This is a genomic window from Streptomyces hazeniae, assembly GCF_031845485.1.
GTDB lineage: Bacteria > Actinomycetota > Actinomycetes > Streptomycetales > Streptomycetaceae > Streptomyces > Streptomyces hazeniae.
Genome location: NZ_JAVREQ010000010.1, coordinates 50,155 through 72,728, shown reverse-complemented (window position 1 = coordinate 72,728; position 22,574 = coordinate 50,155). Strand labels below are relative to the sequence as shown.

24 protein-coding genes and 1 pseudogene are annotated in these 22,574 nt (G+C 74.4%); 14 read left to right on the top strand and 11 right to left on the bottom strand.

Features of this window, described 5'->3' with window-relative positions:
* Positions 1 to 48: 48 nt before the first annotated feature.
* The 3 genes from RM572_RS13215 to RM572_RS13205 all read right to left on the bottom strand — a co-directional run bounded on the left by RM572_RS13215 (position 49) and on the right by RM572_RS13205 (position 2,516).
* Positions 49 to 705 (bottom strand): GntR family transcriptional regulator, encoded by a 657-nt coding sequence (locus RM572_RS13215; protein ID WP_311673519.1) that lies wholly within the window; start codon positions 703 to 705, stop codon positions 49 to 51.
* Positions 702 to 2,096 (bottom strand): aspartate aminotransferase family protein, encoded by a 1,395-nt coding sequence (locus RM572_RS13210; RefSeq protein ID WP_311673518.1) that lies wholly within the window; start codon positions 2,094 to 2,096, stop codon positions 702 to 704. Before RM572_RS13210 ends, RM572_RS13215 begins: the two co-directional genes overlap by 4 nt.
* A 186-nt stretch (positions 2,097 to 2,282) precedes the next feature.
* Positions 2,283 to 2,516 carry a hypothetical protein gene (locus RM572_RS13205; RefSeq protein WP_311673626.1) on the bottom strand — a complete coding sequence of 78 codons (234 nt, stop codon included), beginning with the start codon at positions 2,514 to 2,516 and terminating at the stop codon, positions 2,283 to 2,285.
* A gap of 195 nt (positions 2,517 to 2,711) precedes the next feature.
* Between RM572_RS13205 and RM572_RS13200 the strand changes: the two genes are divergently transcribed.
* From RM572_RS13200 to RM572_RS13190, 3 genes are all read left to right on the top strand, one after another.
* A complete protein-coding gene (locus tag RM572_RS13200) occupies positions 2,712 to 3,293 on the top strand; it encodes a DJ-1/PfpI family protein (RefSeq protein ID WP_311673517.1) in 582 nt (193 codons plus the stop codon).
* A gap of 122 nt (positions 3,294 to 3,415) precedes the next feature.
* Entirely contained in the window at positions 3,416 to 3,886 is a 471-nt protein-coding gene (locus RM572_RS13195) for a MarR family winged helix-turn-helix transcriptional regulator (protein WP_311673619.1), read from the top strand.
* 102 nt (positions 3,887 to 3,988) lie between these two features.
* The gene (locus RM572_RS13190; protein WP_311673516.1) at positions 3,989 to 5,911 is read left to right on the top strand and encodes a protein kinase domain-containing protein; all 1,923 of its coding nucleotides are present in this window, start codon (positions 3,989 to 3,991) and stop codon (positions 5,909 to 5,911) included.
* Positions 5,912 to 5,988: 77 nt separating this feature from the next.
* Here the strand turns inward: RM572_RS13190 and RM572_RS13185 are convergent, their stop codons facing one another.
* Together RM572_RS13185 and RM572_RS13180 are read right to left on the bottom strand one after the other, a co-directional pair.
* On the bottom strand, positions 5,989 to 6,696 hold the full coding sequence (locus RM572_RS13185; protein ID WP_311673515.1) for a sortase domain-containing protein: 708 nt from the start codon (positions 6,694 to 6,696) through the stop codon (positions 5,989 to 5,991).
* Between the two features lie 4 nt (positions 6,697 to 6,700).
* The gene (locus RM572_RS13180; protein ID WP_311673514.1) at positions 6,701 to 7,267 is read right to left on the bottom strand and encodes a hypothetical protein; all 567 of its coding nucleotides are present in this window, start codon (positions 7,265 to 7,267) and stop codon (positions 6,701 to 6,703) included.
* Positions 7,268 to 7,554: 287 nt separating this feature from the next.
* On the opposite strand from RM572_RS13180, the pseudogene RM572_RS13175 reads away from it, so the two are divergent.
* Positions 7,555 to 7,946 (top strand): annotated as a pseudogene (locus tag RM572_RS13175) (GNAT family N-acetyltransferase).
* A 21-nt stretch (positions 7,947 to 7,967) separates the two neighbouring features.
* On the opposite strand, the gene RM572_RS13170 reads toward RM572_RS13175, so the two are convergent.
* Both RM572_RS13170 and RM572_RS13165 read right to left on the bottom strand, forming a co-directional pair.
* Positions 7,968 to 9,626, bottom strand: coding sequence for an ABC transporter permease (locus RM572_RS13170; protein ID WP_394813601.1), 1,659 nt, complete (start codon positions 9,624 to 9,626; stop codon positions 7,968 to 7,970).
* Positions 9,623 to 10,567, bottom strand: a complete 945-nt coding sequence (locus RM572_RS13165; RefSeq protein WP_311673513.1) for an ABC transporter ATP-binding protein — start codon at positions 10,565 to 10,567, stop codon at positions 9,623 to 9,625. The genes RM572_RS13170 and RM572_RS13165 overlap by 4 nt, the downstream gene beginning before the upstream one ends.
* Before the next feature lie 92 nt (positions 10,568 to 10,659).
* Between RM572_RS13165 and RM572_RS13160 the strand changes: the two genes are divergently transcribed.
* Positions 10,660 to 11,148: a GbsR/MarR family transcriptional regulator gene (locus RM572_RS13160; RefSeq protein ID WP_311673512.1), complete on the top strand. Its 489-nt coding sequence runs from the start codon at positions 10,660 to 10,662 to the stop codon at positions 11,146 to 11,148.
* Positions 11,149 to 11,217: 69 nt separating this feature from the next.
* Here the strand turns inward: RM572_RS13160 and RM572_RS13155 are convergent, their stop codons facing one another.
* On the bottom strand, positions 11,218 to 12,591 hold the full coding sequence (locus RM572_RS13155; protein WP_311673511.1) for a helix-turn-helix domain-containing protein: 1,374 nt from the start codon (positions 12,589 to 12,591) through the stop codon (positions 11,218 to 11,220).
* Between the two features lie 190 nt (positions 12,592 to 12,781).
* Here RM572_RS13155 and RM572_RS13150 point away from each other — a divergent pair, with 190 nt between their 5' ends.
* Complete coding sequence (locus RM572_RS13150; protein ID WP_311673510.1) at positions 12,782 to 13,444, top strand: hypothetical protein; 663 nt, start codon at positions 12,782 to 12,784, stop codon at positions 13,442 to 13,444.
* Between the two features lie 133 nt (positions 13,445 to 13,577).
* Here RM572_RS13150 and RM572_RS13145 read toward each other — a convergent pair whose 3' ends face one another.
* Positions 13,578 to 14,768 carry a hypothetical protein gene (locus RM572_RS13145; RefSeq protein WP_311673509.1) on the bottom strand — a complete coding sequence of 397 codons (1,191 nt, stop codon included), beginning with the start codon at positions 14,766 to 14,768 and terminating at the stop codon, positions 13,578 to 13,580.
* A gap of 247 nt (positions 14,769 to 15,015) precedes the next feature.
* Between RM572_RS13145 and RM572_RS13140 the strand changes: the two genes are divergently transcribed.
* The 6 genes from RM572_RS13140 to RM572_RS13115 all read left to right on the top strand — a co-directional run bounded on the left by RM572_RS13140 (position 15,016) and on the right by RM572_RS13115 (position 18,907).
* Positions 15,016 to 16,299 carry an adenylosuccinate synthase gene (locus RM572_RS13140; protein WP_311673508.1) on the top strand — a complete coding sequence of 428 codons (1,284 nt, stop codon included), beginning with the start codon at positions 15,016 to 15,018 and terminating at the stop codon, positions 16,297 to 16,299.
* Between the two features lie 244 nt (positions 16,300 to 16,543).
* Positions 16,544 to 16,735, top strand: a complete 192-nt coding sequence (locus RM572_RS13135) for a DUF6381 family protein (protein WP_027764216.1) — start codon at positions 16,544 to 16,546, stop codon at positions 16,733 to 16,735.
* Positions 16,736 to 17,102: 367 nt separating this feature from the next.
* The gene (locus RM572_RS13130) at positions 17,103 to 17,963 is read left to right on the top strand and encodes a Scr1 family TA system antitoxin-like transcriptional regulator (protein WP_311673506.1); all 861 of its coding nucleotides are present in this window, start codon (positions 17,103 to 17,105) and stop codon (positions 17,961 to 17,963) included.
* Between the two features lie 13 nt (positions 17,964 to 17,976).
* Positions 17,977 to 18,156 (top strand): DUF397 domain-containing protein, encoded by a 180-nt coding sequence (locus RM572_RS13125; RefSeq protein ID WP_311673617.1) that lies wholly within the window; start codon positions 17,977 to 17,979, stop codon positions 18,154 to 18,156.
* A 167-nt stretch (positions 18,157 to 18,323) separates the two neighbouring features.
* On the top strand, positions 18,324 to 18,632 hold the full coding sequence (locus RM572_RS13120; protein WP_311673505.1) for a hypothetical protein: 309 nt from the start codon (positions 18,324 to 18,326) through the stop codon (positions 18,630 to 18,632).
* Complete coding sequence (locus RM572_RS13115) at positions 18,632 to 18,907, top strand: hypothetical protein (protein ID WP_311673504.1); 276 nt, start codon at positions 18,632 to 18,634, stop codon at positions 18,905 to 18,907. The genes RM572_RS13120 and RM572_RS13115 overlap by 1 nt, the downstream gene beginning before the upstream one ends.
* Here the strand turns inward: RM572_RS13115 and RM572_RS13110 are convergent.
* Both RM572_RS13110 and RM572_RS13105 read right to left on the bottom strand, forming a co-directional pair.
* Positions 18,894 to 19,289, bottom strand: coding sequence for a hypothetical protein (locus RM572_RS13110; protein ID WP_311673503.1), 396 nt, complete (start codon positions 19,287 to 19,289; stop codon positions 18,894 to 18,896). The two genes, RM572_RS13115 and RM572_RS13110, sit on opposite strands and share 14 nt — an antisense overlap.
* A gap of 72 nt (positions 19,290 to 19,361) precedes the next feature.
* Positions 19,362 to 20,324, bottom strand: a complete 963-nt coding sequence (locus RM572_RS13105) for a D-2-hydroxyacid dehydrogenase family protein (RefSeq protein WP_311673502.1) — start codon at positions 20,322 to 20,324, stop codon at positions 19,362 to 19,364.
* Positions 20,325 to 20,492: 168 nt separating this feature from the next.
* Here RM572_RS13105 and RM572_RS13100 point away from each other — a divergent pair, with 168 nt between their 5' ends.
* Together RM572_RS13100 and RM572_RS13095 are read left to right on the top strand one after the other, a co-directional pair.
* A complete protein-coding gene (locus RM572_RS13100) occupies positions 20,493 to 21,119 on the top strand; it encodes an ArsR/SmtB family transcription factor (protein WP_311673501.1) in 627 nt (208 codons plus the stop codon).
* A complete protein-coding gene (locus tag RM572_RS13095) occupies positions 21,116 to 22,477 on the top strand; it encodes an MFS transporter (RefSeq protein ID WP_311673500.1) in 1,362 nt (453 codons plus the stop codon). The genes RM572_RS13100 and RM572_RS13095 overlap by 4 nt, the downstream gene beginning before the upstream one ends.
* The last annotated feature ends 97 nt before the right edge of the window (positions 22,478 to 22,574 follow it).

Below are 22,574 nucleotides of genomic sequence, written 5' to 3'. Positions count from 1 at the left end.
ATCCCCTCGGCACGAACGACGTCCGCCCGACGGGCGGGGGCGGCCCGGTCAGGGGCCGTCGACCAGCGTCAGCGCATGCGCGTTGTACGCGGTGAGGAGACGTTGTGCCCCGTCCAGGTCCAGCTTCTCCACCGCGTCCAGCAGCGTGCAGTGCCCCGCCCACAGGCGGCCGGCCAGCTTCTCCTCGCGCCGCAGCACCGGCACCGCGAAGGCCCAGCACTGCACACGGACGCGGTCCAGGAAGTCGCGCACGTACGGGTTGTGCACCACGCCGCCCAACTCGCGCCAGTACCGCAGGTCGTAGCCGATGAGGATGTCCAGATCGCCGAGGAGCGCGGCGCGTTCGGCGGCGACGGCGCGCCGCCGCACCGACTGCAGCGCGTCCCGGTCGGGCAGCTCGACGATGCCGCCGCGCTGCCGTATCCAGCGGAAGACGCCCTCCATGACCAGCGAGCGGGCGTCGATCATGGCGCGGAAGTCCGCCGGGGAGAACTCGTGCACGCGGAAACCGCGGTGCTGCTCCATGTCGAGCAGACCCTGCGCGGCGAGGTCGACCAGCGCCTCCCGTACGGGGGTCGCGGAGACGCCGTACTGGTCGGCGATCTCCTTGACGGTGAAGTCCCTCCCGGTCGGCAGCCGGCCGGCGAGGATCTCGTCCCGGAGGGCGGTGGCGACCTGCGCCCGCAGGGTGCTCCGCCGTATCACCGCACGCGCCCCGCATCGGTGGTGTGGGCGTCGGCGGCGGACAGGGCCTCGTCCAGCACGGCCAGCCCTTCCTTGGCCTCCGACTCGGTGACGGTGCACGGCGGCACCACATGGGTGCGGTTCATGTTGACGAAGGGCCACAGGCCCCGCGTCTTGCAGGCGGCCGCGAAGTCGTTCATCGGCTTCGCGGCGTCGCCGGACGCGTTGTAGGGCACCAGTGGTTCGCGGGTCTCCCGGTCGCGGACCAGGTCCAGCGCCCAGAAGACCCCGGTGCCGCGCACCTCGCCGACCGACGGGTGACGTGCGGCGATCTCCCGCAGGCCGGGGCCGAGGACGTCCTCGCCGATGCGCGCGGCGTTCTCCACGATGCCCTCCTCGGCCATCGCGTTGAGCGTCGCGACCGCGGAGGCGCAGGCGAGGGGGTGACCGGAGTAGGTGAGGCCGCCGGGGTAGGGGCGGTCGTCGAACGTGGCGGCCACGGCCTGGGAGATGGCCACGCCGCCCAGTGGCACGTAGCCGGAGTTGACTCCCTTGGCGAAGGTCAGCAGGTCGGGCACGACGTCGTACAGGTCGGCCGCGAACCAGGTGCCGGTGCGGCCGAAGCCGGCCATCACCTCGTCCAGCACGAGCAGGATGCCGTGCCGGTCGCAGATCTCGCGGACGCCGGCCAGGTAGCCCTCGGGCGGCATCAGCACACCGGCGGTGCCGACGATGGTCTCCAGCACCACGGCGGCGAGGGTGTGCGGGCCCTCGAAGAGGATCGTCTGCTCCAGGTGCTCCAGGGCGCGGGCGCACTCCTCGGCCTCGGTGGTGGCGTGGAAGTGGGAGCGGTAGAGGTGCGGGCCGAAGAAGCGGACGACGCCGGCGGTGCCGGTGTCGGAGGCCCAGCGGCGCGGTTCGCCGGTGAGGTTGATGGCGGCTGCCGTGGCGCCGTGGTACGAGCGGTAGGCGGCCATCACCTTGGGGCGCCCGGTGTGCACCCGGGCCATGCGTACGGCGTTCTCGATCGCCTCGGCGCCGCCGTTGGTGAAGAAGATCCGGTCCAGGTCGCCGGGGGTGCGTGCGGCGATGAGCCGGGCCGCCTCCGAGCGGACGTCGACGGCGAAGCCGGGTGCGAGGGTGCACAGCCGGCCGGCCTGCTCCTGGATGGCGGCGACGACCTTGGGGTGCTGGTGGCCGATGTTCGTGTTGACCAGCTGGGAGGAGAAGTCGAGGTAGCGGTTCCCGTCGTAGTCCCAGAAGTACGCGCCCTCGGCCCCGGCGACCGCGAGCGGGTCGATGCGTCCCTGGGCGGACCAGGAGTGGAAGACGTGGGCACGGTCGGCCGCCTTGACGGCGTCCTTGTCCCCGGGGACGGCGAAGGCCGCAGGCGTGGAGTCCTGACTGGTCATGCGTATCTCACCTCTCGGTCGGCTCCCACAGGGTAAGGACCGCTCCCGGCACGCGTCGCGGGTGCGCGACGGAATGTGGGGTTCCCCATCGATCTGGCACCTGGAGGTGCTCACACCGGGCACCCGCACGGACACGGTGCGCACCGTCGCGGCGGGGTGGTGGCGGCGTCCGGCCGGGTCGGCCCGTCAGCGCCGGGAATGCAGCAGCGAGGCGTGTTCGAGCACGTCCTCCAGGGGATCGTCGGTCCGGCCGGTGTGGACGAGGGCGACGCGCGGCACGTTGTGCGAGCCGGTGTGGGCCGCGTCGGAGGGCGCCGCACCGGCCTGCCCGGCAGTCACCGCCGGCATCAGTACGGCACCGACCGCCACCGCCGCGGTCCTCGTCGCCCACGCCCCGCCGTACCCGCCGCCACCACGCATCACCGCTCCTTCCGCCCGGCCACCCGGCCGCCCGGCCGCCCGGCCTCCCGTTTCCGTCGACGCGTTCACCGAGCCGCGGGGTCCGTCGTCAGCGGATGGGGCCGAGTGCCGCAGCACGTCGACCGACCGGACGCAGGGACTATTGACAGCATGCTGTCTTCATGACAGCCTCTTGTCATCGAAGGGAGTACCGCCATGAGCTTCCACCTCGCCGTCTACGACACCCTCGCCGACTACGAGTACGGCCACGTCGCGGCGCATCTGCCCGGCGGCGTGACCACGGTCGGCCTCACTCCCGACCCGGTCACCACCAAGGCCGGGCTCCGCGTGCAGCCCGACATGGTGCTGGCCGACCTCGACCCGGCGGACAGCGCCCTGCTCGTCCTCCCCGGCGCGGACCTCTGGTTCGGCGACGCGCTCGCCCCGTTCGCCCGCACCGCGCGCACCTTCCTCGACGCGGGCGTGCCGGTGGCGGCGATCTGCGGCGCCACCTTCGGGCTCGCCGCCGAGGGACTGCTGGACGACCGCGACCACACCAGCGCCGCCGCCGAGTACCTGGCGGCGAGCGGCTACCGCGGGGGCGACCGGTACCGCGAGGCGGACGCGGTCACCGACGGCGACCTGATCACCGCCGGGCCCACCGACCCCGTGGCGTTCGCCCGCGAGATCTTCGGACGCCTCGGCACCTTCCCGCCGGAGGTGCTGGGCGCCTGGTACCGGCTGTTCCACGACTCCGACGCCGCGGCCTACCCGGTGTTCGCGGCGGCCCAGGGGTGAGCGCCGCGGGCAGCGACACGGGTTCGGCCGCCGACCCGGCGGGCGCGGCGGGCGCGGCGGACAGGGCGGACGCAGCGGCCGCGGGGCCGGCGGTCACCGGGGACGAGGCGGCGACGCCGGACCTGCTGAGCGGCACGGCACTCACCGTGTTCCGCCTCAACGGGCAGTTCCTCTCCGTCGCCGAGGAGCTGGCCGGTCCCGCCGGGCTCACCGCCGCCTGGTGGCAGGTGCTCGGCGCCGTCCTGCACGAGCCGCTGCCCGTCGCGGGCGTCGCCCGCACCATGGGCATCACCCGGCAGAGCGTGCAGCGGGTCGCCGACCTGCTGGTCGACCGCGGCCTCGCCGAGTACCGCCCCAACCCGGCACACCGCAGGGCCAAGCTGCTCGCCCCCACCGCCGACGGGCTCGCCGCCGTACGCCGCATCGCCCCGCAGCACGCCGACTTCGCCCACCGACTGGCCGAACAGCTCGGCGGCCGGGAGGAGTTCGCGCGGACGCTGGACACACTGCGGCGCCTCACCGGCGCGCTGGACGCCCTGGAGTCCGCGGCGGACACCCCGCCGCCGGTCCGGGGCGCCCGGCGCGGCCGGTAACGGTAACGACTCGGGTCTCCGCCCGGCCCGCCTCGGACCGGGCGAACCCCTCTATCCTCGGTGGCGGTTGACTGCCGCACGGCACGACACGGGGGAGGACGCATGGAGGGGCTGGGCAGCCACGACCCTCGCTGGATAGGCGGCTACCGCCTGCTGGGCAGACTGGGCGAGGGCGGCATGGGCCGGGTCTACCTGGCCCGTTCCGAACGGGGCCGGACGGTGGCGGTGAAGGCCGTCAAGGCGGAACTCGCCCGGCAGCCGGACTTCCGCCGCCGCTTCGCCCTGGAGATCGCCGCCGCCCGGCGGGTCGGCGGCGAGTGGACCGCGCCGGTGCTGGACGCCGACACCGAGGCCGCCGAGCCCTGGGTCGCCACCGGCTACATCGCCGGCCCCTCCCTCGCCCAGGTGGTGGACCACGACTACGGCCCGCTCCCCGAGCAGTCCGCCCTCGCGCTGGCCTCCGGCCTGATCCGGGCGCTGACCGCCATCCACGCCGCAGGCCTGGTGCACCGCGACCTCAAACCGTCCAACGTCCTCATCACCTTCGACGGCCCGCGCGTCATCGACTTCGGCATCGCCCGCGCCGTGGACGCCGCACTCCAGTCCTCCGGAGGGCTCACCAGCACCGGCGCGGTGATCGGCTCTCCCGGGTTCATGTCCCCGGAGCAGGTGCGCGGCACGCCCGTCACGGCCGCCTGCGACGTGTTCTGCCTCGGCGCGGTACTGGCGTACGCGGCGACCGGCCGGATGCCGTTCGGTACCGCCGACTCCGGCATCCACGCACTGATGTTCCGCATCGCCGAGGAGGAGGCGGACCTCACCGGCATCGAGGGCCGCCTGCGCGACCTGATCACGGCCTGCCTGGCCAAGGACCCGGCGCAGCGCCCCAGCCTCGAGACGCTGGCCGGCTGGGCGGGCGGCGAACTCTCCGGCACCTGGCTGCCGGGCGAGGTCCTCGCCCAGCTCGGGCGTCACGCCGTGCAGTTGCTGGACAGCGAGAACCCGGAGGCGGCTGCGGCAGTCCGCGCCCCGGCGTCGTCCGCGGGAACGGCGACGGGCCCCGGTGCGGGCGCGGGTACGGGCACTCCGCCCCCGGGCACGTCACCGCCGGGCCCCTACCGGCCGGGCCCGCCCCCGTCGGCCTACGGCGTGCCGGGCACGCCGCCCGGGCCGGCGGCATCGGCGACGCCGGGACCGTACGGCTACCCGCAGCCCCGGCCGTGGAGCCCCGGGCCGACGCCCCCTCCCGGCCCGCACCACACCGGCTACCGCACCACCTCCCCGTACGGTCCGGGACCGGTCGGCCCCGGCCCCCGGCCCGCGGCCGGGCAGCAGCGCGCCGGCGCGGCGCCGCCCGGACCTCCGCGCTCCCCGCGCGGCCTGGCCACGGCCACCTGGAGCCTGCTCGCCGCCGTGCTGGCCTGGACGGTGTTCGACCTGCTGTTCAACTTCGCCGCCTACGGCACCTACAGCGACTACGCCGACTCCTGGGAGCCGACCCTCGTCCCCGACTACGACGGCCTCAAGGCGTGGTCCGTCACGCTGGACGTCCTCGCGTTCCTCATCGCCCTGCCGCTGATCACCCTGTGGCTGATGTGGTTCTGGCGGGTGCGGCTGAACGCCGAGGCGTTCCGCCCCGGCGGCATGCGGTACGGCCCCGGCATGGCGATCGGCGGCTGGTTCCTCCCCGTCGCCAACCTGTGGATCCCCAAGCAGATCGCCGACGACATCTGGTCCGCCGGCGCTCCGCCCACGCCGGGCCGGCCCGCCTGGAACGGCGCCGCGCCGCGCCGTACGGGGCTGCTCAACGGCTGGTGGACGATGTGGCTGAGCAGCTCCCTCATCGGCTCCCTGCTCGGCTGGCAGGAGTGGCACGACGCGAGCACGGCGCTGGAGGCGCGCGGCTGGCTGGTCTGGGGCATCGTCACCGACCTGCTGCTGGTGCCCGCGACGATCCTCGCCATCCTCGTCGTCCTCCGCCTCACCCGCGCGCAGGAGACCCGTATGTCCCGCACGCACCGCTGACCCCGCCGCCACGCCGCGCCACGCCATGCCGGCCGGCCGGGCGGCCGGGCGGCCGGGCGGTCGGTCGGTCGGCGTGCTCAGGAGGCGTGGGCGAACGCGACGACGCTCGTGTCGTCGACGACGGGTTCCGTCCAGGCGCCGCCGACCGCGACCAGGCGGAGCAGCCCACCGGCGTCCTCGGGCACGTCGGCGAGTGCGCCCGGCGGCCCGGCCGCCCCGTACCGCTGCACGGCGTGCACCTCGTAGCGCACCGTCCGGCCGTCCGCCCGCAGCACCCGGATCTGCGCGCCCGCGCGCAACCCGCCGAGGCCGGCGAACGCCGCCGGACCGGTCTCGGAGTCGAGGTGCCCGACCAGCACGGCCGCGCCCTTCTCGCCGGGCGCCGGAAGGCCCGCCGCCCAGGCCACCTGCATCGGGTCGCCGGGGGGTGCGACCGGGATACCGTCCCCTGCGCGCTCCCCGACCGGCACGATCCTCGCGTCCACGCCGGTCCCGCGGACGGCGACCCGTACGGGCGACGTACGCGCCGCACGTCCCGACGCCTCCCCGCCCCCGGCGTCCACCCCCGGCACCCGGTCGCTGCCCGCCCGGCCGGACTCGGCGGCCCCGGTGTCCACAGCACCGGTGTCCACAGCGCCGGTGTCCGCGGCCAGGACCGCGGCGTTCGCCGCGGGCGGTCCTGGAACGAACCGGCACGTCACCACGGTGAAGACCACGGCCGCGACCACCGAGACCACCTCGAGGCGGCGGCTGCGCGAGGACAGCCGCTCGTACCGGGTCGTCACCGGTTCACCGCCGCCCCGCGCGGGCCCGGCGCCGGGAGGCGGCCCGGCGGGCGGTGAGCAGGTAACCCGCGAGCGCCGCCCCGGCCAGCCCGCCGCCGAAGGCGAGGGCGACGCCGTCGACCTGGTTCGCCTCCTCCCCGCTCCCGCCACGGGCCAGGTGGCGGTGCGCGCGCCCTTCGGACGTGACGAAGGTGGTGGTCAGCGACTCGGCGGCGCTGCAGTTCGCGGTGACGACATACGAACGGCCGCGCGGCAGGCCCGACTTCACCCGGGCCTGGGCGACGAGCCCGCCCCCGTCCGTAGCGGGCCGCAACGCCGGCGCGTCCGCGAACGCCGTGGAGAACACGCCTCCGTGGTCCACGTCCCCGTCGCACCGCGCCCGGACGGTCACCGTGCTGCCGGGGTCGCCGGCCGCCGGTGTGAGCGTGACCGCGTCCCGGGGGCGGCTGGTGTCCGGCGCTCCGGGGGCTCCGCCCCCTTCGCTCGCGGCGGCGGGCGGCACGGCGAGCGCGACGACCGCGGCGCATGCCGCGACCGCTGCGGCGAGGTGGGGACGGGCGCGCGGAGTCATACGGCCATCCGACCAGCACGGCGGACCCGCTGCACCCGGTGCGCGCCTCTTCGGGTGCCCCCCACGGGGGTGAGCCTGCCCGGGCCACCCGTACGTGCGTCCGATCACGGCCACGGACGGAGCGGTGACCGGAGAAATCCGTTGCCGCGTCGGCGCTGAGGTCGGATGCTTCGAGGCGTGCCGACCCCGGACGCCTCCACCGGACCCACCGTCACCCGCCCGCGCCGCGGGGAGCGGACGCCGGCTCGCGCGGACCGACGGTCGGCGCCGGAGGCGTGGAGGTGCCGGTGACGACGTTCGCGTGGCGGGGCGGGTTCGACGACGGCGCGCTCCGCGCCCTGCACGCCGAGGGCTTCGGGGGCCTCCCGGCGCCATTGCCTGGGGCGCACGCCTGCGGCGGCACAGTCTGGGCTGGGTCTGCGCGTGGGAGGACGACACGCTGGTCGGTTTCGTCAACGTCGCCTGGGACGGCGGGACGCACGCCTTCCTGCTGGACACGGTGGTGGCCGCGCACTGCCGCTCCCGGGGCGTCGGCGCCGAGTTGGTCGCGACGGCGGCGCGGGGTGCCCGCGCCGCCGGGTGCCGGTGGCTGCACGTCGACTTCGAGGAGCACCTGCGGGGGTTCTACCTCGAGACCTGCGGCTTCCGGCCGACCGCCGCAGGTCTCGTCGCGCTGTAGCGGCTGCTGCGTGAGCCGCCGCTACTTCGTCTCCAGGTCCCGTCGGCGGAATCCGGCGATCCCGAAGGCGACCAGGGCCGCCGCCACCGCCGTGAGCCCGGCCGCCGCTCCCCAGTCCATGCCCTCCGCCGGCACCCGCGGCACGTGGCCGAAGGGTGACAACTCGGCGAGCCAGTCGGGGATTTCCAGGATCGGGCCCAGGTAGCCGACCACGAACGCGTACACCGGCACGATCCACACCGCGGCCGTGGCGCGCGGCGCCCAGCCGAACAGGGCGACGCCGACCCCGGCGGTGACCCAGAGCGCGGGCGCGTAGGCCAGTGCCGCGCCCAGCAGGTCCGGCACCACGCCCGCGTCGCCCGTGCTCGCGGCCCCCAGCAGGCCGAAGCCCAGCCCGGCGGCCAGCAGCACGACGACACCTCCCGCGGTCGCCACCGCGACGTGGCTGCCGACCCAGCGCGCCCGGGACAGGCCGGTGGCCAGCAGGGGTTCGGCACGCCCGGCGGTCTCCTCGGCACGCGGCCGCAGCGCCGCCATCACCCCGTGCACGGAGGCGATGACCGCCACCACGATCATCACCGTCGCGGCGAACGACTCGGCGAGCGAGGCGTCGCCGACCTGCCGCACGACCTCCCTCAGCTCGGCGAGGTCCTCGATCATGTCCTCGGCCTGGCCGAGGATCGAGCCGTACATGGCGCCGAGGACGAACAGGCCCGCCGCGAAGCCGTACAGCAGCCCGCGCTGCTGCCGCAGCGCGAATCCGACGGGACGCGTCAACAGGCCCGACGCGGAGCCGCGCCCGGTCCGCGCCGCCCGCAGTCCGGCGCCGAGGTCGCGCCGGGTGCTGAGCACGTATCCGACGGCGGCCGCACCCGCGGCGAGCAGCAGGCAGAGCAGCAGCGGCCACCAGCGGTCGTCGACGAAGACGTAGGTGCGCTGCGCCCAGCCGATCGGCGACAGCCACGACAGCGCGCCGCCGCCCACGTCGCCCGCGGCCCGAAGCGCGTACGCGGCGCCGATGGCCGCCAGGGCCATCCCGGAGGCGCCCCGGGAGTGCTGCGTGACCTGCACCGTCACCGCGGCGACGCCGGCGAAGGCGATGCCGACGGCCGCGTGCGCCGCCCCGTACAGCAGGGAACCGTGCCACCCGACGCCCTCGGCGCCGCTCGCGCCCAGGCCCGCCGCGAGCAGGCCGCCGAGTGCCAGGGAGGCCAGCGTCGCGGTGACGAGAGCCGCCGTCAGGTGCGCGTGCCGTCCCACGACGGCCGCCCGCACCAGCTCGGCGCGGCCGGTCTCCTCCTCCGTCCGGGTGTGCCGTGCGACGGTGAGCACGGTCATCAGTCCGACCAGCACGGCCACGAAGCCGAGCATCTGATGGCCCATCATCGCGCCGAGACCGTAATCGTCCAGGTAGTGCCCGGGGCCGCTCATCGCCAGCCCTGCCGGGCTTCCCAGCGTCTTCGCGATGGCCGTGCGGTCCGCGTCGGTGGAGTAGGTCTGCTCGAAGCTCGACAGCGAGGCGAGCGTGCCGGCGGTCAGCGCCCCGATCCAGACGGGCAGACGTACGCGGTCGCGCCGCAGGGCGAAGCGGAGCAGCACGCCCGTGCCGGCCAGCGCGCCTCCGCCCGCGTCCGTTCCGGTCGCGGAGTCGGCGGCCGTCCGCTCCACGGTGGCGGTCACGAGCCCACCCCGCTCCGGAGCGCGCCGGCCTCCTCGCCGTCCACCACGTCGCCGTAGTGGCGGAGCATCAGCTCCTCCAGCGTGGGAGGGTGGCTGGTCAGCGAGCGGATACCGCACTCGGTGAGCCGCCGGATCGCCGCGTCCAGCTGGGCGCCGTCCACGGCGAAGCGCACCCGCCCGTCGTCGCGCCGCACGTCGTGCACGCCCGCCAACTCCTCCAGTCCGGTCGCCGGGCGCTCCGTCTCCGCCTCGACGGTGGTCCGGGTGAGGTGGCGCATCTCCTGGAGCGTGCCGGACTGCACGACCTTCCCGAGCCGCACGATGCTCACCCGGTCGCAGAGCTTCTCCACCTGGGCCAGGATGTGGCTGGAGAGCAGCACGGTCCGGCCGGCCGCCTTGGCCTGGGCGACGACGTCCTGGAACACGACCTCCATGAGCGGGTCGAGGCCGGCCGTGGGCTCGTCGAGCAGGAGCAGTTCCGCGTCCGAGGCGAGCGCCGCGACGATCGCGACCTTCTGCCGGTTTCCCTTCGAGTAGGTGCGGCCCTTCTTCGTCGGGTCGAGGTCGAAGCGTTCGAGGAGTGCGTCGCGCCTCCCCTTGTCCACACCGTCTCCCCCGCGCAGGCGGGCGAGGAGGTCGATGGCCTCACCGCCGGTGAGGTTGGGCCACAGCTCGACGTCGCCGGGCACGTACGCGAGCCGCCGGTGCAGCGGGACGGCGTCGTGCCACGGGTCGAGGCCCAGTACGCGTGCGCTTCCCCCGTCGGCCCGCAGCAGGCCGAGCAGGACCCGGATCGTCGTCGACTTCCCCGCGCCGTTCGGGCCGAGGAAGCCGTGCACCTCCCCCACGTCGACGTGCAGGTCGAGTTCGTCGAGCGCCCGTGTCCGGCCGAACGTCTTGACGAGGCCCGATACGGAGAGGGCTTCCCTTGCCTTGGTCATACACACGAAGCTACATTACGTTCAGAAATTTATGAAGATTCAGAGCAGCTAGGATTCGGAGGAGAGATCACCGCACAGGGGAGAACACCAGGGTGAGTGCCGACGACTACGCGACGCGCCTGTCGCCCTTCGTCGAACGTTTCGCGGCCGACCTGACGGAGGCCGGCATGCAGCGCATGGCCGCCCGGGTGTTCGCGTGCCTGCTCGCCTCCGACGAGGGCGCCCTCAGCTCGGCCGAACTCGCCGACCGGCTCCAGGTCAGCCCCGCGGCCGTGTCCGGCGCGGTGCGCTACCTGGCCGGCGTGCACATGGTCAGCCGCGAACGGGCCCCCGGCTCCCGGAGGGAGCTCTACCGCGTCCAGGAGGACGTCTGGTGGGAGACGTTCACCAACCGCGACGTCCTGCTCTCCCGCTGGTCGACCACCGCCCGCGCCGGTGCCGAGGCCATCGGCCCCGACACCCCGGCGGGCCGCCGCCTCGAGGAGACCGGCGAGTTCTTCGCCTTCCTCAGGGACGAGCTCTCCGGCCTGATGGCCCGCTGGCGGGAGCTGCGCGCCGAGCGGGCGCGTTCCGACGACTGACCCCGGACGGCCGGCCGAACCCCTCCGCGACGGCGGGGGCGGAGGCGCGGGGGCGGAGGGGACGCGGGCTCACGCACCCGCGCCCTGCCACGCGCCGGCGCCCCAGTCGTAGCCGTACGCCTCGCCGTCGCCGCCCCCGCTCGTACGGAACGGGCGGCCGCCGTCGTCGATCCGCAGCGTCCCCGTGCGGTCGCCGCTGCTCCAGCGCACCTCCAGGTACCAGTCGCAGTCGTACCGCTCCGTCCGCGCCTCGACCCGCAGGGCCAGCGGCTCACCGGCCGTCACCTGGTAGGGCAGGCGCGTCGCCGGAAGATGCGTCCCGTCCTCGCCGTCGTACCCGTCCTGCGGACGGGCCACCGGCCGTGCCGCGTCCAGGCCCACGGTGAACGCGGCCGGAGTGAGCGCCCCGCCGCACCCGTTGCTCATCCCGTACGCCGGCCAGTCCAGCGGCGCCCGCCGGTCCGCCACCCGCACGTACACGCCCTCGACCACCACGGGCTCCGCACCGGCCGCCCGTACGGTCGCCTCCACCACCGTGTCGCCGCCGTGCACGGCGCCCACCGCCGAGGCCCAGCCGCGCGCGTCCTGCTCCACGGGCGGCTCCGGCACCTGTGACGGCGCACGGTCCACGAGATAGGTGTGGTCGCAGCCGTGCCGCCACACGTGGGACCCGGCGGTCCAGGTCAGCGGCGACCCGGTGACGTCCCTCCCTCGGTCCCCGCCGCCCTGCTTCTTCCCGGAGACGTCCTCCTCCGGTCCGTCCTGCCGGGCGGCCGCAGAGGGTGCTCCCGAGGGTGTGCGCTCCCGCCCCGAGGCGGAGGGCGACGCGGTCGCCGCGGGGCCGGCAGCCCGCCGCGCGCCGTCCGGACCGGCGACAGGGGTGGGGTCCGCTCCGCGCCCCTCCGGGCCGGAGGCGACGAAGGCGGACACGACCACCGTCACGACCAGGGCGACCAACGCGGCCACCGGCCACAGCCGACGGCGGGCGGCGACGCTCCGCCATCCGCCCGGCCGGTCGTCCGCCACTCCGGCGGCCCGCTCCCCCCGGTCCTCGCCCCCGTCCACCGCCACCGGGACGGCGGGTGCCGCCTGTCCGGTCTCGGGTGGCGCATCCGCGGGCGACGGCGGGTCCTCGCCGGGCGTCGCGGGCTCGGCCGCACGCGCGCCGCCCGGCGCGTCGCCGTCCCGCCGGGCGCGGCTCGCGTCGGCCCGCACCCAGCGCCGGTGCAGGGCGAGCAGTTCCTCCGGCGTCGCGCCGCACACGCGCGCGAGCCGTTCCACCGGCGCGTAGTCCGGGGGCACCGCCTGGCCGTTGCAGTAGCGGTGCAGCGTCGACGTGCTCAGGTGGGCCCGCTGGGCGAGCTGCCCGTAGCTGCGTCCCGAACGGTCCTTCAGCCGCCGCAGGCAAGCGGCGAACTCCTCCGTGTCCCGCGCTGCACCCATCCCGGCCGGCTCCCCTCCGTCGTCCCGTCCCGCCGGTTCCCGTCCCGGGAAGCGTTCCAGGGCCACTCCGTTTCCCCATGTCAGCGTACGCGCGGACGTCCCGGCGTCCCGGGTTCCCCGCGAGCTGTTGCCCCCATGTGACACGCCGGGCAACGCTCCTGGTGAACCGTCAAACGGAGGGACACCCACCATGCACATCCACCGTCGCGCTCTGCGCACCGCGGCTCTCACGGCCGCCGTCGTCACCACCACGATCGGCCTGGTCGCCGTGGGCTCCGCCCAGGCGGCGCCGGAGGGCGCGCCCGCCGACGCGTCCCGCCGGGCGGCCGCCGCGCCGGCGTTCCTCGCGCCGGACGAACTCCCCGCGCACCCGTCCTCCGCCTGGTACGCGGAGCAGCCGGCCGCCGGCCTGCCGGAGTTCCCGGTGTTCTGCCTGGAGGACGCGCTGCCCGCCGAGGGAGCGTCGCACCGGCAGTTCTGGACCGAGTTCGACACCTCCGCCGTGCAGGTCAGCGTACGGACGGCCACCCTGAAGAGCGCTCGGGCACTCGCCGCGGAGGCCGAGGAGTCGGTACGGGCCTGCGCGGCGGCGTACGAGGAGCAGTACCCGGGCGCGGAGGCCGAGCTGGTCGACTACGGGCGCGTCGACGTGCAGGAGGGCGCCCACGTCTACGGCGTGGACACCGCCGACCCGGACGGCACCGGCACCAGCGACGCCCACCTGTTCGGCATCGGGCGCGACGGCCGCACCGTGACCGTCGTGGACTGGGGCCAGATGGGGAACCTCTCGCACGCCCCGGTCGACGACTTCCGCACGACGACCCGTACGGCCGTGGAGAAGCTGCGGAGCTGACGCTCCGTCCGGGAGCCACGGTGCCGGTGCCGGAAGGGGGAACCCGGCACCGGCACCGTGACGTCCCCGTCCTTCAGGCGTCCTCAGTCGTCTCCAGGTGTCTCCAGGCGTCCTCAGTCGTCTCCAGGCGCCCTCAGCCGTCGCCGTGCTCGTCGTCGCCCGCCGCCGGCCCCGGCAGGGTGAGCCACCAGGCCGAGTCCATGGCCGTCCAGGTGCGGGCCCGGACGGGTCCGCCGACCAGCGCGTCCGCGCGGTAGCGGAAGTCGGGTCCGGAGACGGTGACCGTGCGGGCGCGGGCGTAGAGCGGTTCGGACGTGGCCCGGCGGCGCACCGCGACCGTCGCCAGTCCGCCGCCCCCGGGAGCCAGCCACACCCCCGCGACCGGGCGGTCCAGGTCGGCGAGCGTCGCTCCGTCGGCCTCCACGCGCAGCCGCAGCGGCGGTCCGTGCCCGCCGGCCGGACCACCGGCGGCGCCCGCCAGCGCCCCGAGCAGCGGCAGCGGCCGCGCGAGCGTCCGTACCAGCGAACGCCCGACGCGGAGCAGCGGCTCCCGCGCGTCGGCTTGACCGCCGCGCTGCCCGGGCCCGGCCGCGGCGGAAGCGGAACCGTGCCGGGACACCGCCCAGGCGCCCGGACCGTCCGCACCCCGGCGCGCGCCGGTGCCTCGCGCCCCGTCGTCGGCCCCCGGCTCTCCCGAAGCCGGCGCTCCGCGCGCCGCGCCTCCCCGGGGCGGCGTCTCGCGGGCGGGCGGGCGCGGCTCCGGCACCCGGTCGCCCTGGGCCGCCACCTCGCCCGGGCCCGCCCCGTCCGCCGTGGGCGCGCCCGCTCCCGGGCCGCAGGAACCGCCCGCGCAGTCCGCGCCGCGTGCACCGCCCGCACTCCCGGCGCGCGCGGGCACACGAAGCGCCCCCAGCACCACTCCGCCGCTGTCGTCGACCAGCAGGTCCCGGGCACGGTCCGTGCCGTTCAGCGCCACCCGCGAGGCGGCGACGGCGTCGCCGGGCACGCCGAGGGCCCGGGCCAGCACGGTGACGTCCGGCGGGCCGACCGGCACCATCGCCAGCGCGCACGCCGACAGCTCCCGCTCCCGGTGCAGCAGCCGCACGGTGCGCAGCAGCGCACGGTCGTCGCCGACCACCACCGGCCGCCGGCTGCCGCGCCGGGCGAGCGCCCGTTCCACCTCCGCCGCGCACTCGGGCACGCACACCTTCGCCCCTCCCGCGCCGGCGCCCGCGCAGAGGACATCCCTCGCGATCCGTACGGACTCCCCGTCCGTCGCCCGGGCGACAGGGTCGATGACGACCAGCAGGTCTGGAGCCGACACGTCGTTCCTCTCTCCAGGTTTCGTCGGGCGCTCGCAGCCCGCGAGCCCGCGCGGCCGGGCGCACGCCCCGGCCGAGTGCCACGGGCGTTCGCACCCCGGCAACCGGTTCCGGTAATCTCTCGGTGCAAGAGCCCCTGTCGCTGTTGCGCCAGGGGCTTCATCTATCCGGGGCAGGCCCGTCACGGCTCTCGCGAGGCGAAAGCGCCACGCACGTGGGACATGCCCCGCCCGGAAGGGGTGTACGCCTGTGCCCGCACTTGTGCTGCTCGGTGCTCAGTGGGGTGACGAGGGCAAGGGGAAGGCCACCGACCTGCTCGGCGGGTCGGTCGACTACGTGGTGCGCTACCAGGGCGGCAACAACGCCGGCCACACGGTCGTCGTCGGCGACCAGAAGTACGCGCTGCACCTGCTCCCCTCCGGCATCCTGTCCCCGGAGTGCACCCCGGTCATCGGCAACGGCGTCGTCATCGACCCGGCGGTCCTGCTCTCCGAGCTGAGCGGGCTGAACGAGCGCGGCGTCGACACGTCCAAGCTGCTCGTCAGCGGGAACGCGCACCTGATCACGCCGTATCACACGACGCTCGACAAGGTGACGGAACGTTTCCTGGGCAAGCGGAAGATCGGCACCACCGGCCGCGGTATCGGACCGACGTACGCCGACAAGATCAACCGTGTCGGCATCCGCGTGCAGGACCTCTTCGACGAGTCGATCCTCACACAGAAGGTCGAGGCCGCCCTGGACTTCAAGAACCAGGTGATGGCGAAGCTCTACAACCGGCGCGCGATCGTCACCGAGCAGGTCGTCGAGGAGCTCCTCGGCTACGCCGACCAGCTGCGCGGCTTCGTCGCGGACACCACGCTGATCCTCAACGACGCCGTCGACGAGGGGAAGGTCGTCCTCTTCGAGGGCGGCCAGGGCACCCTGCTGGACGTCGACCACGGCACGTACCCGTTCGTGACCTCGTCCAACCCGACGGCCGGCGGCGCCTGCACCGGCGCGGGCATCGGACCGACGAAGATCAACCGGGTCATCGGCATCCTCAAGGCGTACACCACCCGCGTCGGAGCCGGCCCGTTCCCGACCGAGCTGTTCGACGCGGACGGCGAGGCGCTGCGCACCATCGGCGGCGAGCGCGGCGTGACCACCGGCCGCGACCGGCGCTGCGGGTGGTTCGACGCGGTCATCGCCCGCTACGCGACCCGCGTCAACGGCCTCACCGACTTCTTCCTCACCAAGCTCGACGTGCTCACCGGCTGGGAGCAGATCCCGGTCTGCGTCGCCTACGAGATCGACGGCGAGCGCGTCACGGAGCTTCCGTACAGCCAGACCGACTTCCACCACGCGAAGCCGGTGTACGAGTACCTGCCGGGCTGGTCGGAGGACATCACCAAGGCCAAGACCTTCGCCGACCTGCCGAAGAACGCGCAGGGCTACGTGCGCGCGCTCGAGGAGATGTCCGGTGCGCCGATCTCCGCGATCGGGGTCGGACCCGGCCGCGACGAGACCATCCAGATCAACTCCTTCATCTGACCGCCGTACGGCATGACGGCCTGATCAGCCGATCGTCCGGCGGTGAGCGGGCCGGCGCCCGAGCGGCCCGGCCCGGCGCGTCCGGCCGACGGGGCACCCACGCACACACCTGCCCGTGGGCGTCCCGTCGGCCGTTCGTCGTCTCCGCTGCGGGCGGCCTTCCCGGCGTGGGGATGACGCGTGGGCACCGTGTCTGTTTCGATGGGGATTGCACGGTTTCTTCCCCGTAGTCCAGGGAGCGGTCATGACGGCCATGGAAGAGTCGCGGCGCCGGGTCCAGCAGATGCGCGCACAGGTGCGGGACCTGACGAAGGCCGCCGCCGGTACGGACGACCCCGAGCAGCGCGCCCGCCTGGAGGAGAAAGCCCGACGGATGGAGAGCCGCTGCGAGCAGGAGAGCGGCATGGCAGGCGGCGACATCTACCCGCCCATGTGACCGCCCCGCCTCTGTGGACACTCCACGCAGGTGAACGCCCCGCGACACCTCGCCCTCTGCACGGCCTCACGCGGCGGGGCGCGCGTCACCGCCTCGGTCGCTCACGGAGAAGAAGCGACGAGCCACCCCTCGTCAGCGGCATTCCCCAGCAAAGTCCAATCCCCACGTCTCCCCAGGCGTGACCGGTCTCCGACGCCGTCCCACGTCACGGATCGGACCTAACGGTCGAGCGCCTTGATGCGCCCTTGCACCCCCGCCCCCGATGCACGTCGATGGCCGCACCGCACGCAGAGTCACCGACAGTGCCGGTGGCAGGACGGTGCCGGTTAGCCTGTGGGGTCGTGTAGGGCTTGGGAAGGGCGGGTCGATGGCCGTGCGGAAGCCGCCGACGGAGCGTCAGCGCCGCCTCGGAGCGGAGTTGCGCAAGATGCGCGAGCACGCGGGGTTGTCCCTGACGGATGCGGCCGCGTTGCACGGCACCGACCGCACCACGGTCAGCAACGTGGAGTCCGGCCGCTTCGGGGTGAGCCCGGACCGGGTTCGCGTCTGGTCCGCCAACTACTCCTGTCGCGACGGTGCGTACATCGACGCGCTCGCCCAGATCGCTCGCGAAAGGCGGTCGCCGTCCACAGAATGGTGGGACGAGTACCGCCACAGTCTCGTGGCGACGGTCCTGGACCTCGCCGAGTTGGAGCACCACGCGTCCTCCCTGCGGATGGCCCAGATCACCCACATGCCCGGGTTGCTCCAGCACGAGGACTACGCTCGGGCCGTCTTCCAGGAGGCTGTGCCGACGCTGACGCCGGACGACTTCGAACGGAAGCTCGCGTTCAGAGGCAGGCGCCGGTGCGTGTTGGACCGACCCGAGGCGCCGGAGTGCACCTTCATCATCCACGAGACCGCGTTGTGCATGCGCTTCGGCGGTGCGGCGGTGATGAGGCGCCAACTGGACTACCTACTGGAGCAGTCCGAACGCCTCAACGTGCGAGTGCATGTGCTGCCCTTCGCCGCCGGCGGGTTTCCCGCTGCGGCGAGTTCGACGCTCTACGCCTGCGGACCGGTCGAGCAGCTGGACACGGTGCAGACGGACACCCCCGTCGGCTCCGTATTCCTGCACGCGCAGACGCACTTGGCGAACTACCGTGCGGTGCTGGAGCGGATGGAGGAACGTTCGCTCGATCCGGATGCCTCACGACGCTTCGTGCGTGAGGTGGCACAGCGACTCTGAGGGTGTGGCAGCGATGGAACCGCAGTGGCGCAAGTCGTCCTTCTCGGAGCAGCCCGACGGGGCGTGCATCGAGATAGCCGCAGTGGACGGTGAAGTCCTGATGCGCGAGAGCGACCAACCCGGCGAGGTGCTCCGCACCTCGGCGACGGTGCTGTGCGCCCTTCTCACACATGCCCGAAGGGCCGAGCACTGACCCGAACGGGCGAATCTCATACAACGCGTTGTATGTGAAAGCGCGTTGGCGCTACGGTCTCACTCGTGGCTCCGGAGCGCGTTCACCGCGTGACCCGGAGCAAGAAGGCGCCCCGGCGACGTGTGCGCGTCCCGGGGCGTGGCCAACGCTTGTAGAGGAGCGTCAGCGTGACCAAGCCTATCCGGCATGCCCTGTTGCGGGCACTCACCGGCCTGGTGGCGGTGCTCGTGCCCGCCACCGGGTGCCGCCGCAGGACGGCGACGTGCGACACGGCGGCCCCGGCCGCATCGCGGCCCTCGCCGCGCGCCGCCGACGACTGGTGGCCGATCGTGGACCACCCCGGGCGCGTCCTCAGCCGACCGTGGCTGCTGACCCCCGAACAGCGGGAGCGGATCACCGCACTGGCACTCGCCCTCGACCGGCAGGGCGTCGGCTCCCCGGCGAACGGGGCGTCGTGGGCGGGGGTGGCCGCCTGATGGGCTCGCTCCCGCGCGGACTGCGCGTCCACCGCGTTCCCGGCAAGCCGCTGCGGCGGGAGGAGGACGGACGGTACGCGCTGCACCTCTGGCTGCAACAGGACGGCCGGTTCGACGGCGACCTCGCCCTCCGCATGTCCCCGGCGGAGGCGGAACTGCTGCACGCGCAGCTCTGCTTCGCCCTCGCCGACGCCCCCGTGACGACCCGTCCGGCCGACACCCCGGACTGCCGCCGGGTCGGCGGCAGTCGTCCGGAGCCGGTCAGCCGGCCGTAGCGGGCTCTCCCGAGTGGGGCCGCGGCGTCGCCGCGGTCCCGCCGAGACGGTGGAAGCCCGCCATGCGGGGCGAGATGACGACGGGGAAGGAATCGCCGTCGGGCGTCGTGAGCGCTGCCACGATGTCGGGGTCCGGTGCGCCGAACACCTCGAAGTGCTCGACGGTGCAGTGCTCCATCACCCCGCGGATGTACGGGTCCGACAGCCGCCAGTGGGTGCGGATGGCGTCGGAGTCGCGGTAGAGCTGGAAGCTGTGGGCCAGCATCCGCTCCTCGTCGACGAAGACGTCCACCATGAGCTGGGGTCCGTGCTCCTCGGTGAAGGCCACCGCCTGCGCGATGGCGTGCCGGAAGCCGTCGAGATGGCCGTCGGTGATGCGCATGGTGTTGCGGAAGAGGACGGCGCTGCTGTCTGTGAGCGTTTTATTGAAGTCAACCGCCTTCGCGAAGGCGGTTCAGCGGCCCAGCAGACGGATCGGCGAGCCGTCGAGGTAGGCGGCGACGTCCTCGACGGCCTGGCCGTAGTAGCGGGTGTAGTTGGCGTGGGTGACGTAGCCGAGATGGGGCGTGGCGAGGAGACGCGGGGCCGTGCGCAGGGGGTGGTCGGCCGGGAGGGGTTCGACGTCGAAGACGTCGAGACCCGCGCCGGCGATACGTCCCTCGTGGAGGGCGGCGAGCAGGGCGTCCTGGTCGACGATGTCGGCCCGCGAGGTGTTGACCAGGTAGGCGGACGGACGCATCAGGCCCAGCTCGGGTGCACCGATCAGGCCGCGGGTGCGGTCGCTCAGCTTGAGGTGGACGGTGACGAAGTCGCTGCCGGCGAGGAGTTCCTCCTTGGACGCGGCGAGCCGGACCCCGGCCTGGTCCGTACGGTCCGCGGTGAGGTTCTGGCTCCACGCCGAGACTTCCATGCCGAAGGCGAGGGCGACCTGGGCGACGCGGGTGCCGATGCGGCCGAGGCCGAGGATGCCGAGGCGGCGGCCCCCCAGGTCGGCGCCGACGGTGCTCTGCCAGGGCCCGCCCTCGCGCAGCGCGGTGCTTTCCGGGACCAGGCCCCGGGCCAGGCCGAGCAGCAGCGCCCAGGTGAGTTCCAGGGGCGGGGCGGAGGAGCTGGCCGTGCCGCAGACGGTGACGCCGTGCGCCTCGGCGGCGGCGTAGTCGATGGACGCGTTCCGCATGCCGGAGGCGACGAGCAGCTTCAGGCGTGGGAGCGCGGCGAGGACGGAGGCCGGGAACGGCACGCGTTCGCGCAGGGTGACGACGATGTCGAAGTCGGCGAGGGCGGCGACGAGTGCCGCCTCGTCCGCGTGGTGTGCGCGGAAGGCGACGACCTCCACCCGGTCGGCGACCGGTGACCAGTCGGCGACCGTGGTTCCCACGCCCTGGTAGTCGTCCAGCAACGCGCAGCGCAGCTTCATCCCGGTGAACCCTCCCGCAGCGGAACGGCGCGCCCCTCGGGCGAGCGCCCGCCGACAGCATGCCACTCCCCACCGGGATCGAGCCGACTGGCGGCTGGGCGGCGAACAGCAAAGAGACTTTCGCGAAGAAGTCTTCGCAAAGACATGTTTGCGGTCTACGGTGACCGCATGGATGAGGACGAGCGGCGGGATCTGGCGGAGCAGGCGGCGGCCGAGGACGCGGTGCTACTGGACGCGAAGGGGTTGCGGGCGCTGGCGCATCCGTTGCGGGTGAGGCTCGTGGGCCTGCTGCGGAAGCACGGGCCGTCCACGGCGACACGGCTGGCGGAGCGGCTGGACATCAACTCCGGGTCGGCCAGCTACCACCTGCGGCGGCTCGCGGACGCCGGCTTCGTCGCGGAGGACGAGGGTCGCGGCAACGGGCGGGACCGCTGGTGGCAGGCAGTGCACCAGTCGACGTGGTTCGAGTCGCGGGAGCTGGCGCCCCGGGAGCCGGAGGCGACGATGCAGTACCTCCAGTCCGTGGCCGCCGCGAACAGCACGCAGGCGCAGCGGGCCCTGGCGGAACTGCAGACGATGCCCCCCGTGTGGCAGGAGGCGTTCGACATGAGCCAGGTGCCGCTGCGGCTCACGCCGCAGGAGGCGCAGCAGCTCGGGTCGGAGCTGCGGGAGTTGATGGCGCGGTACCGGCGGGACGCCCCGGGCTGCACGGAGGACGCGCCGGAGGGCGCCGAACGGATCGTGCTCATCACCCAGTTGCTGCCGGAGCCGGACGCGGGAACCGACACGCCATGACGGGCCCGGAGGCGGAAACGGGGGCGGGAACGGGGGAGGACGGCGCCCACGGCAGGACCCTGCGGCCGCTGGTCGGGGTGCTGGCGGCGATGGCGGTGTCGTTGACGGGCACCCGGATATCGGCCGTGGCGCTGCCGTGGTTCGTGCTGGTGACGACGGGAAGCGTCGCGCAGACGGGGCTGGTGGCGTTCTGCGAGCTGGCCCCGTACGTGACGGTGAAGGCGGGACTGGGGCCGCTGGTGGACCGGGTGGGGCCGCGGGTGGTGTCGTGGTCGACGGACCTGGTCAGTGCGGTCGCGGCGGCGGCCGTACCGGTGCTGCACGTGCTCGGCGTGCTGGCGTTCTGGCAGGTGCTGGCGCTGGTCGCGGTGATCGGCGCGGCGCGCGGGCCGGGCGATCTGGCCAAGGAGGTCATGGTCCCGGAAGCGGCCGAACGGGCGCGGGTTCCGCTGGAACGGGCCGCGGGGGTCTCCGGGGTGACGGAACGGCTGGCGGGGACGGTCGGCCCGGCGGTCGGCGGCGGCGTGGTGGCCCTGCTCGGCGCGGTCCCCAGCCTGGGGGTCATCGCGGTGCTGTTCGCGCTCGGCTCGCTGGTGATCGGCGTGACGCTGCCGCGGGGGGTGGGGCGGGCCGCGACACCGCCTGCGACACCCGGTCAGGAGGGGCCCGAGGGCTACTGGCGGAGCTTCGTGGACGGCTTCCGCTTCCTGCGCGGTGACCGGCTGCTGCTGCTCGCGGTCGGCATGATCTGTGTGACGAACCTGCTGGACATGGGTGTTCGCGCGGTGTTGCTGCCCGCGTGGGCACAGGCCACGGGCGGCGGGCCGGAGGCGATCGGTCTGGTGGGCGCCGCGCTGGGCGGGGCCGCGATCTGCGGCAGCCTGGTGGCGACGGTGGTGGCGCACCGGCTCCCGCGCCGGATGATGCTCTTCCTGTGCTTCCTGGTGGCGGGTGCGCCGCGCTGCCTGGCCATGGCGGCGGAGCTGCCGCTTGGCGCGGTGGTGGCGGTGGTCGTGGTGGGCGGCTTCGCCGCCGGTTTCCTCAACCCCATCCTGGCGGCGGTCCTCTTCGAGCGCGTACCGCGTCATCTGCTGGGCCGGGTGGGGGCGTTGGGCGACTCGGTGGCCTGGGCGGGGATGCCGTTCGGCGGGCTGCTGGCGGGCGCGGCCGTGGCGGGCTTCGGCCTGGCACCCGCGCTCGTGGGCGTGGCGGTGGTGTACGTCGCGGTGGTCTCGGCATCCGCACTGCGTCCGGAGTGGCGGGAGATGGACCGCACGCGCAGCACCGCCCTACGCCACTCCGCACCCGACAACCGGCACGACGCCGTCCCGGCGAAGCAACCGGACCCACCCGGCTGACGAGTGCGGGCGCGGACGACGCCGGTTGCCCCCGGCCCGGATCCGCGTCGCGGCGCTCGGCGGCCCGTTCGGCCCGCCGCGGACGGGCCCACGATCC